12 protein-coding genes, 1 riboswitch and 1 other annotated feature are annotated in these 15,922 nt (G+C 37.0%); of the genes, 3 read left to right on the top strand and 9 right to left on the bottom strand.

Translation table 11 applies throughout. The annotated features are described in order from the left end of the window. Nucleotides 1-453: 453 nt before the first annotated feature. The 7 genes from MWJ95_RS13110 to hpaB form a co-directional block, all read right to left on the bottom strand. A complete protein-coding gene (locus tag MWJ95_RS13110; protein ID WP_249072662.1) occupies nucleotides 454-981 on the bottom strand; it encodes a DUF1292 domain-containing protein in 528 nt (175 codons plus the stop codon). A 214-nt stretch (nucleotides 982-1,195) separates the two neighbouring features. Next, entirely contained in the window at nucleotides 1,196-1,504 is a 309-nt protein-coding gene (locus MWJ95_RS13105; protein ID WP_249072663.1) for a DUF1292 domain-containing protein, read from the bottom strand. 19 nt (nucleotides 1,505-1,523) lie between these two features. After that, complete coding sequence (ruvX, locus tag MWJ95_RS13100; RefSeq protein WP_249072664.1) at nucleotides 1,524-1,940, bottom strand: Holliday junction resolvase RuvX; 417 nt, start codon at nucleotides 1,938-1,940, stop codon at nucleotides 1,524-1,526. Between the two features lie 2 nt (nucleotides 1,941-1,942). Continuing rightward, nucleotides 1,943-2,209, bottom strand: a complete 267-nt coding sequence (locus MWJ95_RS13095; protein ID WP_004226839.1) for an IreB family regulatory phosphoprotein — start codon at nucleotides 2,207-2,209, stop codon at nucleotides 1,943-1,945. Nucleotides 2,210-2,492: 283 nt separating this feature from the next. Continuing rightward, the gene (gene alaS, locus MWJ95_RS13090) at nucleotides 2,493-5,153 is read right to left on the bottom strand and encodes an alanine--tRNA ligase (protein ID WP_249105945.1); all 2,661 of its coding nucleotides are present in this window, start codon (nucleotides 5,151-5,153) and stop codon (nucleotides 2,493-2,495) included. A gap of 176 nt (nucleotides 5,154-5,329) precedes the next feature. Beyond that, nucleotides 5,330-5,544, bottom strand: a binding site (T-box leader). 70 nt (nucleotides 5,545-5,614) lie between these two features. Further along, nucleotides 5,615-6,580, bottom strand: a complete 966-nt coding sequence (locus MWJ95_RS13085) for a magnesium transporter CorA family protein (RefSeq protein ID WP_249072667.1) — start codon at nucleotides 6,578-6,580, stop codon at nucleotides 5,615-5,617. A gap of 286 nt (nucleotides 6,581-6,866) precedes the next feature. Further along, a riboswitch (M-box (ykoK) riboswitch) is annotated at nucleotides 6,867-7,032 on the bottom strand. Between the two features lie 98 nt (nucleotides 7,033-7,130). Continuing rightward, entirely contained in the window at nucleotides 7,131-8,567 is a 1,437-nt protein-coding gene (gene hpaB, locus MWJ95_RS13080) for a 4-hydroxyphenylacetate 3-monooxygenase, oxygenase component (protein ID WP_249072668.1), read from the bottom strand. A gap of 345 nt (nucleotides 8,568-8,912) precedes the next feature. Here hpaB and MWJ95_RS13075 point away from each other — a divergent pair, with 345 nt between their 5' ends. Beyond that, nucleotides 8,913-9,101 (top strand): hypothetical protein, encoded by a 189-nt coding sequence (locus MWJ95_RS13075; protein WP_249072669.1) that lies wholly within the window; start codon nucleotides 8,913-8,915, stop codon nucleotides 9,099-9,101. A 50-nt stretch (nucleotides 9,102-9,151) separates the two neighbouring features. On the opposite strand, the gene MWJ95_RS13070 is transcribed toward MWJ95_RS13075, so the two are convergent. Next, the gene (locus tag MWJ95_RS13070) at nucleotides 9,152-10,882 is read right to left on the bottom strand and encodes a polysaccharide deacetylase family protein (RefSeq protein ID WP_249105942.1); all 1,731 of its coding nucleotides are present in this window, start codon (nucleotides 10,880-10,882) and stop codon (nucleotides 9,152-9,154) included. Nucleotides 10,883-10,975: 93 nt separating this feature from the next. Further along, nucleotides 10,976-13,408, bottom strand: a complete 2,433-nt coding sequence (gene recD2, locus MWJ95_RS13065; RefSeq protein ID WP_249105939.1) for an SF1B family DNA helicase RecD2 — start codon at nucleotides 13,406-13,408, stop codon at nucleotides 10,976-10,978. A 377-nt stretch (nucleotides 13,409-13,785) separates the two neighbouring features. Between recD2 and hisA the strand changes: the two genes are divergently transcribed. Further along, on the top strand, nucleotides 13,786-14,553 hold the full coding sequence (gene hisA, locus MWJ95_RS13060) for a phosphoribosylformimino-5-aminoimidazole carboxamide ribotide isomerase (RefSeq protein ID WP_249105937.1): 768 nt from the start codon (nucleotides 13,786-13,788) through the stop codon (nucleotides 14,551-14,553). A gap of 215 nt (nucleotides 14,554-14,768) precedes the next feature. Then, entirely contained in the window at nucleotides 14,769-15,515 is a 747-nt protein-coding gene (locus MWJ95_RS13055; RefSeq protein ID WP_249105936.1) for a GTP pyrophosphokinase, read from the top strand. The last annotated feature ends 407 nt before the right edge of the window (nucleotides 15,516-15,922 follow it).

The raw sequence follows: 15,922 nt of genomic DNA, 5'->3' as shown, positions 1-15,922 counted from the left end.
CTATCCGTCATTTTGGCGGTTTCTCCACTTTAACAGTTCTATTCACGATTTCGCCGGTTCTATCCGTCACTTTGACAGTTCTATCCACGATTTCGCCAGTTCTATCCGTCACTTTGGCGGTTTCTCCACTTTAACAGTTCTATTCACGATTTCGCCGGTTTTATCCGTCACTTTGACAGTTCTATCCACGATTTCGCAAGTTCTATCCGCCACTTTGCCAGTTTCTATCTTTCCATCCTTTTCGAGGTTCTATCCGTCACTTTGACAGTTCTATCCACGATTTCGCCGATTCTATCCATCATTTCAGTCGTTTTATCCGTCACTTTGCCGGTTTTATCCATCATTTCAACAATTCTATCCACATGTTTGGAAAGTAACTTTATCCCAAGCCAAATTTACATGCTCCTTAATGCAAAAAAACTCTGAGTAGCATTTTACTACCCAGAGTTCTAACTACAATTCATTTAATACATCTTCAACAAATGCCCATTCTTCATCCGTTTCAATTGGTAATAATTCATCAATTGTTCCGTCATTTCCCGATATATATTGGGAAGCAAAAATATCTCGTTCCTCTATTGGCTCGTCCGTTGCCAAAACATAAAGCACATAGGATTTGCCAAATTGCTCTGATGAAAATGTATGAATAACCTCACATACTTGATCTGTCCCATCCTCATCTGTTATTGTAAATAACTGCGGCTCTTCTTCAAATTCATCTAGAAGTGTCAGGACTACCTCATTAATCATTTCCCACTCTGCATCTGTTTCAACAGGCTGTAGATTTGTCATTTCTCCATTGTTATCATCATAATCAAATGTCATAGCAGAAATGTCTCCAGGAATTTCATGACCATCTTCGTCGATTAACGAAAACAATACATATGATTTCTCGTCCGAATCGAAGGTGAAGACAACACGACACTTTTGCTCCTTGCCATTCTCGCCAACTATAAGAAATTCTTGCGTTTCCTCGTTCATTTAATGTCCTCCTTCACTAGGCATAATTATGTTCTAAACTTTGATAAGAGCTATTTTGGGCTGGCACAAGGCTTTCACCTTTCATTCTAAGGAGTCACGTTCTAAAAATGTCATCACAACTTTTAGTAATGAGCCAGCTTTATTCTCTCAAAAGTAAAAAAGGAACAAGGAGTGCTTGTTGCCATCCTTGTTCCACACTTATAAAGAACGAAGATTAGTCTTCGTATTCATCCTCTAAAGCGTTTAATACGTCTTCTACCATATCCCACTCTGCTTCAGTTTCGATTGGTGTTAACTCACCATCTTCGCCATTTTCAGATGGAACAAATGAAGATACGAAGATTTCTACAGAGCCATCCTCATCTTCTTCTGCGCCTACCATAGAGTAAAATACGTATGATTTGCCGAATTCAGCTGATTCATGTACGTGAATTACTTCACAAAGTTGTTCGTTTCCGTTCTCGTCAATCACAGTAATGTGTTGTACATGTAATGCTTCTTCATGGTTATGCTCTTGTGCCATGTGGTTGTCACCTCATCAATTAATTTTTGCTATCTAAGTAGCCTTGTAAAATCATCACTGCAGCCATTTTGTCAATGACTTGCTTACGCTTTTTGCGACTTACGTCAGCATCGATTAGCATACGCTCGGCAGCCATCGTTGTTAAACGCTCATCCCAAAGCTTGACCGGTAGTGAAAATGTTTCTTCTAAAAGTTTTTTATAGTTTTCAGAAGCTTCCCCACGCGGTCCAACCGTATTATTCATGTTTTTCGGGTACCCTACAACAAATTCTGTTATAGAATACTCCTTTACTAGCTCGGCTATACGCTCAATGCCGAATTCGCCGTTTGCTTCATCAATTTTTACGGTTTCAATACCTTGGGCCGTCCACCCTAAAGCATCACTTACAGCAACGCCAACGGTTTTCGACCCAACGTCTAATCCCATAATTCTCATTTCTAGTCCTCGTTATTCTTTTTAATATAAAACTTAACAAGCTCTTCTAGAATTTCGTCACGCTCAAGCTTGCGAATTAAATTACGAGCATCCTGATGGCGAGGAATATACGCCGGATCACCAGAAAGTAAATAACCGACAATCTGATTGATAGGATTATATCCCTTTTCCTCTAGTGAAGAATGTACTTTCAACATTACCTGCTTGACTTCCTGTTCCATTGATTCTTCTGGAAAATTAAATTTCATAGTTTGATCAAATGAACTCATGACCAGCACCTCGCTTTCAGAAATAAGGAGATGTGCGAAAAAGCTCATCTCCAATTTCTCTTTATTATAACATGTTTTGGCGTATTATCAATTATACCTCGGCATAATTGCGTTCGGAATCGGCTTTATGTTTAGGCCTGCACGAGAGCCGACACGATGTCGGTCATATCGGTAATGCCACAGGACGTGGCGTTTTAACCGATGCAGGTCAGTTAGCCGTTATCGCATGGATGCGATGATTTTAGGCTTACATCCCCTAAGAACTTCTTTTCGCTGAAAGAAGTTAAATGGATTTAACATAATCATACACAGAAAGTAGTGCTTCATCAAGTTTTGATGCATCTTTTGCACCTGCCATCGCCATATCTGGACGACCGCCGCCTTTACCACCACATGCTTCTGCTACCATTTTTACGATATTTCCTGCGTGGTAATTACCACCAACTAAATCTTTTGTTACGCCAGCACATAGCATAACCTTTTCGCCATCGACAGCACCAAGAACGATCACTGCTTTTGGCATTTTAGCTTTCAAGTCATCCATCATTTGACGCAATTGATTATTGTCCTTCGCCTCAACTTTAGTTGATAGAACAGTTACATCCCCAAAAGTTTGCGCTGCATCCACAATAGCGCCCGCTTGTGCATTCGCGATTTTTTGTGATAATGCTTCATTTTCGCGTTGTAAATCTTTGTAATCAGCTTGTAATGCTTGTACTTTTGTCACAATATCTTTTGGATTAGCCTTTAATAATGCTGCTGCTTCGTTTAATAAAGCTTCTTCCTCTTTTACTGCTTCGTAAGCCACTTTACCTGTCACTGCCTCGATACGACGTGTACCTGCACCGATACCACCTTCTGAAACAATTTTGAAGAAGCCAATTTCAGAAGAACGTTTTACGTGAATACCACCACAAAGCTCAATCGAGTAGTCCCCAATTGACACAACGCGAACGATATCGCCATATTTCTCACCGAATAGTGCCATGGCGCCCATAGCTTTCGCTTCATCGATGCCTTTTTCTTCAATAACGACCTCTATATCATCCCACACTTTTTCATTTACAATACGTTCAATTTGTTGTAATTCCTCTTTCGTCACTTGTCCGAAGTGAGAGAAGTCAAAGCGTAAACGATCAGGTCCTACATATGATCCAGCTTGGCTAACATGGTCGCCTAGTACATCTTTTAATGCACGTTGCATAATATGTGTTGCTGTGTGGTTTTTAATAATTAAATTACGTTCATCACGGTTAACTACTGCTTTTACAGCATCTTCAACATGCATTTCACCAGATTCTACAACTACAGTATGAAGCGGTTGACCATTTGGTGCTTTTTGTACATCTTTTACAATGGCAGTAAAGCTATCATTTGAAACAACACCACTATCCGCAATTTGACCACCCATTTCGGCATAGAATGGTGTTTTAGCTAAAATAACTAGTGCTTCTTGACCTTCTGATGCTACCTTCGATACTTGGCCATTAACAATGATCGCTGCAATTTCTGTTTTTGTCGTTAATGTATCATAACCTACAAATTCACTTGCAACTGTCAAGTTTGCTAGCACTTCGTTTTGCACTTGCATAGAATCTACATCTTGACGAGCTGCACGTGCGCGTTCACGTTGTTCTTCCATTGCTGCCTCAAAGCCTTCATGGTCTACCTTCATGCCTACTTCTTCCGCATACTCTTCTGTTAATTCGATTGGGAAACCGTAAGTATCATATAAACGGAATGCATCTGCGCCTGGAATATAATCATGACCTGCTGCTTTTTGGGCTTCTACTACTTCGTTAAAGATAGCAAGACCACCGTCTAATGTTTCATGGAAACGAATTTCTTCATTTTTAATAACGCGTTGGATAAACTCGCATTTTTCCGTTACTTCTGGGTAGAAATCATTCATAATTTCTCCAACAGTCGGCACTAATTCAAACATAAATGGCTTTTCTATGCCAATTTGTTTTGCATAGCGCACCGCACGACGTAGTAAACGACGTAATACATAACCACGACCTTCATTTGAAGGAAGAGCACCATCACCAATGGCGAACGCCACTGTACGGATATGGTCAGCAATCACTTTAAATGGTGTATTAATATCTTCTTCTGAACCGAAGATTTCACTCAGTGCTACTTCACCTGGACGTTTGTATTTGCGGTTTGCTAACTGCTCGATTTTTTCAATAATAGGCATGAATAAATCAGTATCAAAGTTTGTTGGAACATTTTGAACAACTGATACGATACGTTCTAGACCCATACCAGTATCAATATTTTGCTTTGGAAGTGGTGTATATGTGCCATCAGGATTATGGTTGAATTGAGAGAACACTAAGTTCCAAATTTCAAGATAGCGTTCATTTTCACCACCTGGATACATTTCTGGATCACTTTCATCAGAACCGTATTCTTCCCCACGATCATAAAAAATTTCTGAGTTAGGACCAGATGGACCTTCGCCTATATCCCAGAAGTTCCCCTCAAGTCGGATCAAGCGCTCTTCAGGAATACCAATTTCGTTATGCCAAACGTCATATGCTTCTTGATCTTCAGGATGGATCGTAATAGATAAAAGTTCTGGATCAAAGCCCATCCATTTTTTATCCGTTAAGAATTCCCAAGCAAAATGAATAGATTCTTTTTTGAAGTAATCCCCAATCGAGAAGTTACCTAGCATTTCAAAAAACGTATGATGGCGCGCCGTTTTACCTACATTTTCAATATCATTTGTACGAATTGATTTTTGAGCATTTGTAATACGTGGATTTTCAGGAATGATACGACCATCGAAATATGGTTTAAGTGTTGCCACACCTGAGTTAATCCAAAGTAATGATGGGTCATTGATTGGCACAAGTGGTGCTGATGGCTCATGATGATGACCTTTTTCTTTAAAGAATTCTAAATACATTCGGCGAATTTCTGCTGCTTTCATTTGAAAAGTTCCTCCCTATATGTTTTGTAAAATCACGAAATGAATCCGCAAATCAATTTTGCCTTAACGTAATTGTAGCTGTCGCTTCGCTTTCGCTCAAAAGACATCTGTAGCTGCCGCTTCGCTTTCGCTACACGCACAGATAGGCAAATAAACATAAAAAAGCCCCCATCCCAAAAAGGGACGAGGACTTGTGATTTGTCTCGCGGTACCACCCTAGTTGTAAGTAAAAATATACTTACCTCTTTAGCACTTGTAACGTAAGTGAACGGCAGGAATTAACTGCACTCTGGAGTAGCTTTCGGCATTTGCTATCGTGAGGATTTTTTCAGCCAAGAAATCCCTTTCTTTTACACGCACAAATACGTACTTTTTCCATCATCGTTTTTTACAATTTTCTAACGAGAATTATAAAAAAAATATTTCCTTCTGTCAATTCGCACTATAATTGCTAATCCTAACTAAGCAATCATTTTTTTAAAATAAGCCCACATTCCCCAAGTAAAAATGACTAAGAACACACTAATTGTTATGGTCGCTATTGGAGAATCTTGATATGGCAACGGAACATTCATGCCGAAAAAGCTTGTAATTACTGATAAAGGTAACATTATAGTTGAAATGACTGTTAATAAATTGAGCTTTTCTATCGATTTACCACTTATAATAGAAAAATACGTATCCAAGGTACTATTAACTAGATCTCTATAAGTTTCTGTTGATTCTACAATTCGTTCTAGATGATCATTTAAATCTTTATAGAAAGGAACATTGTCCTCACGAATTTCAAATTTCCATTGGCCATTAATATTGGAAAAAATTCTTTTTTGCGGCATAATCGCTTGTCGAATTAATATAATCGTGCGTTTTAATGCTAGGAATTCTTCCGTAACTACTTTTGGTTCATAGTCATATATTTCTTCTTCAAGCTCATCGATCCGTGCTCTAATTCGCTCTAATACCGGGAAGTATTCATCTGTAATTCCATCGATAATAGTATGCAATAGAAAATCGGTGCCTTTATCCAAATACTTCATACTGTTTAAGCAAACATTCTCTATATGACCTAGCCATTTAAGTTTTTGTTTATGAACCGTTACAACATAGTTAGGACCCATAAAAATGTTTAATTCTACCGTTGTTATTTCGTTGCTACTTTTTTCGTTATAAATCGGTGCATGGAAAACGAAAAATTTGTATTCGCCGTAATTATCCATTTTAGGTCGTGACCCTTCATGAAGACAATCCTCAACTGCTAATGGATGGAAACCAAATATTTCAGCTATATCATTCAATTCATTGTAGTTGTATGCATATAAATCAACCCATAATAAATCTTCAGTATGAAGGTTATGGTTAAATTCTTTAATATTGAAATCATGTTGTACTGCGTTATTTTCTTTTTTAAAATAATGAATTTTAATCATTGTTCTTCACCTCATGTTTTATTATTTAAGGAAAAAAAACAGGTGATATTATTGATTGTAATTCAGCTTGTTTTAGAAGCATTTCTCATCAATAACCACTTGTTTTTGGCGATAAGAAATCGACAATCCTTAATTGTTTACTACCACTTAACATTTTCTTATTCGGTTCAGGGCTACTATCCATTTCTCATCACCTTCCTTAAATAACAAAAACACGCCTTCGACGAATGAAGGCGTGTTGAATACACATATCAAAAAACAGCATAGGTAAAAATACTACTCTGCTTTCTTCCTTCAAACGTTGAGTTTTAGCACTATGCGGCATAGGAATTACTCCAGCTACGTTAAAAAACACCTTATTTCGATGATTTCTGTTGACCCATTGGCGTCTCTCGACATTTTTGGGTAGTAGCGTATCTCCAGCATAGGAGCCTCACCTAACGAAGGGATTGCTAGTTATATAGTTCCTGTAAATCATAATGCAAAGTCAAATAACTGTCAAACAAAAAATATAAATAAAGATGCCTTTATCCCATTACTTCCTCAAAAATTAATGATTATTTTTTAAAAAATCTTCTACCCTTTTAACGTATTCTTCCCTATTATAATTTTTATACAGTGCACCTGCTAATCGGACTGAATCCCCAAAGAAAAAGCGTTCATATAGCGTTTGTCTCGTACCGAAGCTACTCATCGTTAAATCCCAAGCTAAGCGGAATTTTTTGACGCGCTCCTCTCCACCATCCTGAAAAGACTGCAAATAATGCTCAAGGTCGCCGTCATCTGCAGTAAATGCTTTTTCACTCGGAATGGACATCAACCCGCTTGCACCAAGTAGCTGGACAATTTCTGTGAATGTCGGATAGACTTTAGGGTAAATTTGAATGGCTACTTGCACTGTCGAAAAGTCAGGTCTTATAAAACCAAAAGCATCTCTTGTTGCTTCTATTTCAGATTTTAAAAGTAAAGCCTTCATCGTTTCTAATGCCACGATGATATCAACGACCTTTTGTTGCACGTGTTGATATTCACCGATATTGATCGTATTTACAATTGACTGTACAACACCTAACACAAATTCAGTTTTGGCAATTTGACGTGTAAGAACTTGATGTAAACCATATGTTTGAAAACCACTTACGTTCAAAAAGCTATTGGCAACTTCCACATTCTCATAATAAAAGACGCGTTCCCACGGTACTACAACATTATCAAACACAACAATTGCGTCCATTTCCTCATAACGACTACTTAATGGATAATCAAAAGTCGAGTCACCTCCGACAAATGATTGTCTACATAAAAACTTTAAGCCTTTAGTATTACTTGGTATTGAAAAAGCAAAGCCTTTCCCTTCATCAAAACCATTTGTGGAAATAACTAGGAGTTCATCTGTAATGCCTCCCTGTGTCGCCAGTAATCTCGCACCTTTAATGACTAACCCTTCGCTCGTTTTATCTACAATTTTAGCAGCAATTGTAACATCTTCATCTTCAAAATAAAATTTTTTACGGTTAACTTGTGGCTCAATAAATGTATGTGTCATAGTCAAATCGTTCTCACGAGCATACTCATAAAATTTTAACAAATGCTGCGGGAAACAATTTGGCTTATCTTTCAAATAATCAGCAACAGAAGCTAAAGCCATTAATGTCGTATTCATGTAATCGGGACTTCTCCCCATAAGGCCATGAGTGGATAATGCCCATTCTCTTGTTGCATTCCGTCTTTTCACAAGATCTTCGACTGTCTCCGCCTGAAGGAAAGACATACCTACACGCTTATTACTTGTTGGTGAAACATATGTCATCTTTTCGAGCAATGCCTTTTCATTTTGTAAATCAAACAACCTTGCCTGACTCTGCATTACTCCCTTAAATGCTGGATGCTCCGACACCTTTCCTGTGACAACTTTCCCATCAATCGAAATATATGTTTGTAAAGCGTCAATACGGTCAATATATTGCTGTCCTGTAATTACTGGCATGCAGTCACCCCTAAACGTTACAAAAGTTTTTATACTTTTTCAGTATATGAAATTACCTAATATTAGGTTCCACCCCACCCAACTGTATTACAACAAAAACTCAAATACTCCAAACTGTACTACTTAATAAACACAGTTAAAAATCCAGCTTATTGCATGATTTTTCAGTCATTTTAGATAAAAACGGTTTCAATCAGCACTTTTTTAACGAGTTCGATTTTGTGACACATTCATAAAAAAGTCCTTTTCAACTAGTACAGAATTGCTAGATTTTTTGTATTTGCAGGTGTAAGATAGCCTCGTAACTAAAACAAAAAAACATCTTTTTATTAAAGGAGAATATATATGAACAAACAAATCATCTCGTACGTGGCTAAAATGGAAGCTGCTTTAATGAATAAAATGGAGGATCATAATGAAGAGAATCTTTTATTTTCTATTGCTTCAGATATGATTGCCGAAGAAAAAGATCAATTCAGCAATGTTTGCCAAGCATATGAAGTAGTTAAACACAACCTAGTTGGCATCCACTAATCAAAACATAACAAAACCCGATCAATTTCGAATTGATCGGGTTTTGTATTTTACTTCGCGTATGGCAACACCATTTTTTGGAATTGCGCAAATGTTGTTTTTTGATTACTTGCCAAGCGTTTAATTTGATAGATATCATCGTATGGATTGTTATAGCCATGTTTTGTTGAATAGGCCATTACAAACCCTGATTCCTTAACCGCTTTAATCGTGTTGGCATTATATTGCCCAAAAGGATACGCAAAAGATTTAGCCTTTGGAATCATTGTTTTACTACGTTGCAAATCCTTAACCACCTCATGGTATGGAATTAGAAGCATTTTACCTTTATTCTGTACTAAGGTGTGTAAATTGTATGTGTGTGATTCATACGCAAAAACATCTTGCATATTTGTCATATCCTTACGCGAAATTGCTTGTAAATCATTATGATTAAAAATTTGCCCATCTTTCGCACTTTCATTACGGTACGTAATTAAAAATTGTGTAGCTTTAAAGCCATTTTTTTTAAGTACTGGATATGCATATTCACGTGTCGACAATAGGCCATCATCAAAAGTTAAAACAATTGAATAGGCTGGCAGTGTAATTTCATTGCGCATGAAACGCAATAATTCGTCGTCAGTAATGGTTTCGTAGTTTTTACTTTTTAAATACTGCATTTCTTTTGCAAATTGAACATCTGTCATTGTAGTACTTACATTTTTAAAACGTCCAAGCTCACGCTCTTTTAGAAAATGATGATACATCAGAACAGGGACGCCGCGATCCATCGCTACTTTAGAGCTATGGATATAGCCTACACGTCCGCCAAGTACTGTTACATACCAAGCCCCTTCTTTCTTCAATATCGGATAACGACGATTAGTATCTAGTTTGGCAAATGGCTTTAATGTTTTTGCTGAATTATCATAAAGCTCACTGTTTGGAGAAGTAGGGATGAAATACTGATTTTTCATTGTACTATCCTTACCAACATTTTTATATGCAGGAGTATTTACAAACTTCACTTTTGATTTTTCTGCATAAACATATGATTTACCCCAACGGACTTTAACATAAGTTGGATCCATTGAATCTACAACCTCTAGCTGCTGCCCTTTCAATAAAGTAGCAATAGCCATTGCTTTTTCGCGACGAAAATCAGTCAAAGTTACGTTTTCTAACGCCTCAATATAGCCATTTTTTTTACTAGGAAGAGTTGTAGTTGGTTTTTCAACAGGTTTTGTGGTATTTGTTGTATGCTTACCTTTTTCTTCCACAACATTATTACTATGTACATATCCTAAACGGCCGTCCACAGCAATTCCATACCAATTACCCATTTTGTTATATATAGGGAAGGGAATTCCTTTTGACAATGTAGCAAATTGAACAAGCTTAATGTCAGTATTATCGTAAATCGGTGCAACCTTTGTTGGGACAATATAGTCCGTTATTTTAGTAACAGCTGGGACTGTATTTTTATAAGTTTTTGCTGAAACAACCTTTGTAGATTTTTTTTCAACATAACCATAATATCCTCCCCAACGAATTTGCCACCAATTAAGTCCGTAATCTTTTGTTACTTCAAAAGTTTGTCCTGCTGATAATGTTCCCACCTGAACTAGTGAGCCAGAACGATTATCATAGACATTTACTTCTTTATTCACTTGGATGACCGTATTACTTGCAAAAGCTTTTTCTGCAAAAGGTAATAGCATCATGAATAAAAGGAGTAATAGAATGCGTTTCACTATATTCACCTCAAAAAAATTTATATTATCTTTACCTTCAATCATTAGACGTTCTTCCAACCAATAAAAGTTTATCGGTGAATTAATATCATAAATCATATTTTCCAAAAGAGATTAAATTTATGAAATTAACTCACTTCATTTATCTAAATAATCATACGGCGAGACACCATCCATTCCAATCAATGGATGGATATACGGTTCTGTTTCTACCGTTAACTTGAAATCAATGGATTGTTTTTCATTTTGTACATCTTCGTTTAATGAAACAGGTTCTGTTTCCTCAACTTCTTCCGCAATATTCATTGGATTGAGTCTTGCACGCAGAGACGTAAAGCGCTGTAAATCATCCGTACGCAGTAAGCCATCTGCTAGCACATCAGGCTCACCACATAAAATCAAGAAATTTTTTGCACGTGTAATACCTGTATATAACAAATTACGACGCAGCATTTTAGAATATCCCCGTACAACAGGCATGATAACCGTTTGAAATTCGGAGCCTTGCGATTTATGAATAGAACAACAATAGGCAAGTGTTAATTGATTGAGGTCACTACGTTGATAAGTTACTTCAATACCATCGAATGACACAACAAGCAAATCTTGTTTTTCAATTGTTTCCTTCGCCTTTATGATACTGATTACCTCTCCCATATCCCCATTAAAAACATTGCTCTCTGGTTGATTGACAAGCTGTAAGACTTTATCCTTTATACGGTATGTAACATCACCGAAGACAAGCTCTTTTCTAGTGCCAGTATCATTTGGATTAATAAGTTCCTGTATCATTTTATTTAAATTGTCTATTCCCGCTGGACCTTTGTACATGGGTGCTAACACTTGGATATTTCGAATTTCTTGGCCTTTCGCAACCGCACTTTTCACCACTTGTGTAACAACGCTTGCTACTTGATCTGACGAGGATTTAATAAATGAACGATCAGAGGTTTTTAATGTTAGGTCATTTGTGATATTACCACGTTTAATTTGATGGGCAAGTTCAATAATAGTAGAGCCTTCTGCTTGTCGATAAACCTCCGTTAACTCCACAGTAGGTATTTGCTCGGAAGCCAACAAATCCTTTAATACCTGTCCTGGTCCTACTGGTGGCAGCTGATCTTGATCTCCAACAAATACAACTTGCACATCCTCATGCAAGGATTTTAATAATTGATGCGCAAGCCAAGTATCAACCATCGACATTTCGTCTACGATAATGAGTTTCCCTGTAACCTCACGCTCTGTTTCTTCCTCTTTTTCCTGACCAGTAAAGCCCAGCAATCGATGAATTGTCATTGCGGGAAGTTCTGTTGATTCTGATAAACGCTTCGCAGCACGTCCTGTTGGAGCACATAAAATAATCGGAAATGGTTCTTCTTTTTGTGCGTATTCCTTCGGGTTTAATGATAGGCCATGTAGCTTTGCATACACTTCTACTATACCCCGAACAACAGTTGTTTTACCTGTACCAGGTCCACCAGTTAAAATCATAACAGCTGAGTTTAGCGCTTGTTCAATAGCATTCGCTTGCGTTTCAGCATACGTGACTTTGAGTCCCTCTTCTGTTTCACCAATCGCTTTACGTATTTCGTCCTTACTAAAATGTTCAGCCTTATTGTTACGTTCGATTAAAGCTAATATTTTTGAAGCAATTCCTACTTCTGAGAAATATAGGGATGGTAAATAAAGTCTTGTTTCTTCCCCACAAATTTTACTCTCCTCACGCAATTCGATGCATGCTTTAGAAATCATCTCAAAGGGAATTGCCTCTCGTTGGCTTTGCTCAAGCATATCTTTTACTAATGGTAAAACATGTTCTGCATCTAAATACACATGCCCATCCGATAAAGCTGCTGAATTTAGAGTATGTAAAATCGCCGCCTTAATACGGTCTGGATGATTGCCAGTAATCCCTAATTTTGCACCAAGCTCATCTGCACGAAAGAAACCAACACCCTCTACATCTTCAATAAGGCGATATGGATTTTCAGTTAATAATTCAACTGCTTCTGTTCGGTATGTTTGATAAATTTTCATACCTAGCTGTGGTCCAAAACCCCATTCATTAAGTTGAATCATCACTCGTTCTAAGCCTAGATTTTGTTCAATCGTACGATGAATAACCTCTTTTTTTTCAGCGGATAGTCGAGGTACAGCATCAAGCGCATTTGGGTCCTCTAAAATAAGACGTAACGCATTTGCTCCTAGTTTCTCTACGATTGTTTCAGCGGTCTTCTTTCCGATTCCAACAAACAAATCACTCGATAAGTAATGGATAATTCCTTGCTCTGTTGCTGGCACTTCTTTCGTAAATGTCTCAATTTGAAATTGCACACCATATTTTGGATGTTGTCTCAATATACCTGTAAAACGATATTGTTCATCCATCTGTAACGGCGGGAAATATCCAACAACTATTATTTCCTTATCCTCGTATTGTAAGTTGGTCTCTTGAATTTTCACACGAACTATTGAATACATATTTTGCGCATTGTGAAAGATGGAGACAATTGGACGTCCGAGTATAAAAAATTTATTTAGTTCAAATAAATCAAGATTTTCCGCCATATTCGGTTCGTCCTTTCATGGTCAATTCAATTAATATATTTTACCACATCATTACATGAAAAATCGTTTAAAAAGAGAATTCACTTAATTTTAATTAATTATGCCTCATCATGATTGTCCAAAATCAACTTTATACCTAGACCTGCATGAGAGCTGACACGATATCGATCATTTCGTTAAGCGTCTTACAAGCGAATGTTTGGACATTCGCTGAAATCCGTATTCATCTCACCACCTATAAAGGTGGAATTCTATAGCTTACACTTCGCTTCCGGTATACAAGACGAAAGAAGATAAAAATAATATTTCCCGGTTTTTATCGAACTTTCCATGCTATGATATAGATAAATTTGTCGCACGGAAGGATTGTGAAGCTATTGGAATTTAGACCTTGCATCGATTTACACGATGGCAAAGTAAAACAAATTGTTGGCAGCACACTAGGTCATAAAGATCAAGACGTCATCGAGAACTTTATTTCAAATCATGATTCTAGTTATTATGCAAAAATGTTTGCCAAGGATCAACTAACAGGTGGTCACGTCATTATGCTAGGTGACGGAAACGAAGAAGCCGCACTAGCAGCACTAGCAGCATATCCTCAAGGGTTGCAGGTTGGTGGCGGCATCACTACGGAAAATGCAAAAAAGTATATTGATGCAGGAGCTACCCACGTTATTGTCACATCATTTATATTTTATGATGGTAGGCTCAATGTAGATCGACTTAAACAATTAGTACAAATTATTGGTAAACAGCATCTTGTCATCGATTTAAGCTGCCGTAAGCGCGATGGAAAATGGTTTGTTGTAACTGATAAATGGACAAAGTTTAGTGATTTTGAGGTAAATGCTGAGTCTATTGCATTTATCGAAAATTTCTGTGATGAACTATTGATTCATGCCGTTGATGTGGAAGGAAAAAAAGGCGGTATGCAGGAAAGTTTAGTGCATGATTTAGCAACTTGGACAACAATTCCAACAACATATGCTGGTGGAGTTCGTTCTCTAGGCGACTTAAAGAAATTTGAAAATATCGCGAATGGTAAACTTCATATTACAATCGGTAGCGCTCTTTCAATTTTTGGAGGAGATTTACCTTATTCAGATGTAGTGAATTATTGCAACAAAGGCGAGGCATTGTAAAATTTACAACGCATTTTAAATGGTAAATATTCCGAGGTCAATACAAAGCACAATTCACTGGGGGCTAAACACCCCCCTTTTTTTATGAAACAAGATTACTAGTACATAGATTCAGAGCACTTATTTCTATTTCGATGCTATTTTTGGTAAGATTAATATATTAATTAACGTTGATACTTAGTAGAATGCCATTAAAAGAAAGGATTTTATAAAGGATGAAAAACGAACTTGAAGCAACCACTTTACAAAATCTACAAACAGATTTAACACGCTTCTTTTTAGTCTATAAATTTGCCTTGCAGGAAATTGAAACGAAAATAAATATTTTACAAGAAGAGTTTAAGCTAATTCATGAATATAACCCAATAGAACATTTATCAACTCGAATAAAGTCACCAAAAAGTATATTATTGAAGGTCAAGAAAAAGAACCTTGAGCCATCGATTGAATCCATTCGTGAAAACATTCGTGATATTGCAGGTGTTCGAATTACATGCTCCTTTGTAGAAGATATATATAAAGTAAGTGCAATGTTGCAGGCACAAAATGACATTGAGGTTGTAGAGATAAAGGATTATATCGCAAACCCAAAGAGAAATGGTTATCAAAGCTTGCATCTTATTATAAAAATTCCCATTTTCATGTCTGATCGTATGGAGAAAGTGTATGCCGAAATTCAAATTCGTACAATTGCGATGGACTTCTGGGCTAGCCTTGAACATAAAATCTATTACAAATACAACAAGGAAGTACCTGAACATATCCGTTCTGATTTGAAGGAGGCTGCTACTCAAGTAGCTGAGCTGGATCGAAAAATGGAGCGACTGAATAAAGAAATCAATATTTTAAAAGCGAACGAAGCAGAATCATCATTGTTAGATGCTCCAATTGCAAAGTTAGCACAATATATCTATCAACTACCATTCGATTATCCTTCAGAGGCTGTGGATGATGAAGACTAAAATTAAAGGATGCTGAACTAGTTTCGGCATCCTTTCAAATTGTTACAAGGAATTAATGTGTATCAATATACAAAGGTTGATTTTCACTCCGAGTTGGCGCTTTCCGCGGGCTTGGCTTCAATCTCATCCCGCAGGAGTCGCCTGTAGCTTTGGAATAAAGATTGATTAAAAAATATCCCTCAATCCTTAGCTAATAGCAACTTCAAAAACTCCATTTTAAAAAAAGATTGATCAAAATGGAGTTACTCTTTTTAGATAAGTATGAGATTTTTATGAAAAAGTTTTTTATCATTTTCCAGCTATGTTGTTCAACAATTGCGCCCTTTAATGGAATAACTAAACTTCTTTTGTGGCTTTTAAGTGTGTTTCCATACTTTCAATTGGGAACGTCTTACGCATGTAAATTT

This window comes from Lysinibacillus sp. Bpr_S20 (assembly GCF_023337835.1).
In the GTDB taxonomy this organism is placed as follows: domain Bacteria; phylum Bacillota; class Bacilli; order Bacillales_A; family Planococcaceae; genus Lysinibacillus.
Note: the sequence above shows the minus strand (reverse complement) of the source record. Positions and strands in the feature narration are given on the sequence as shown.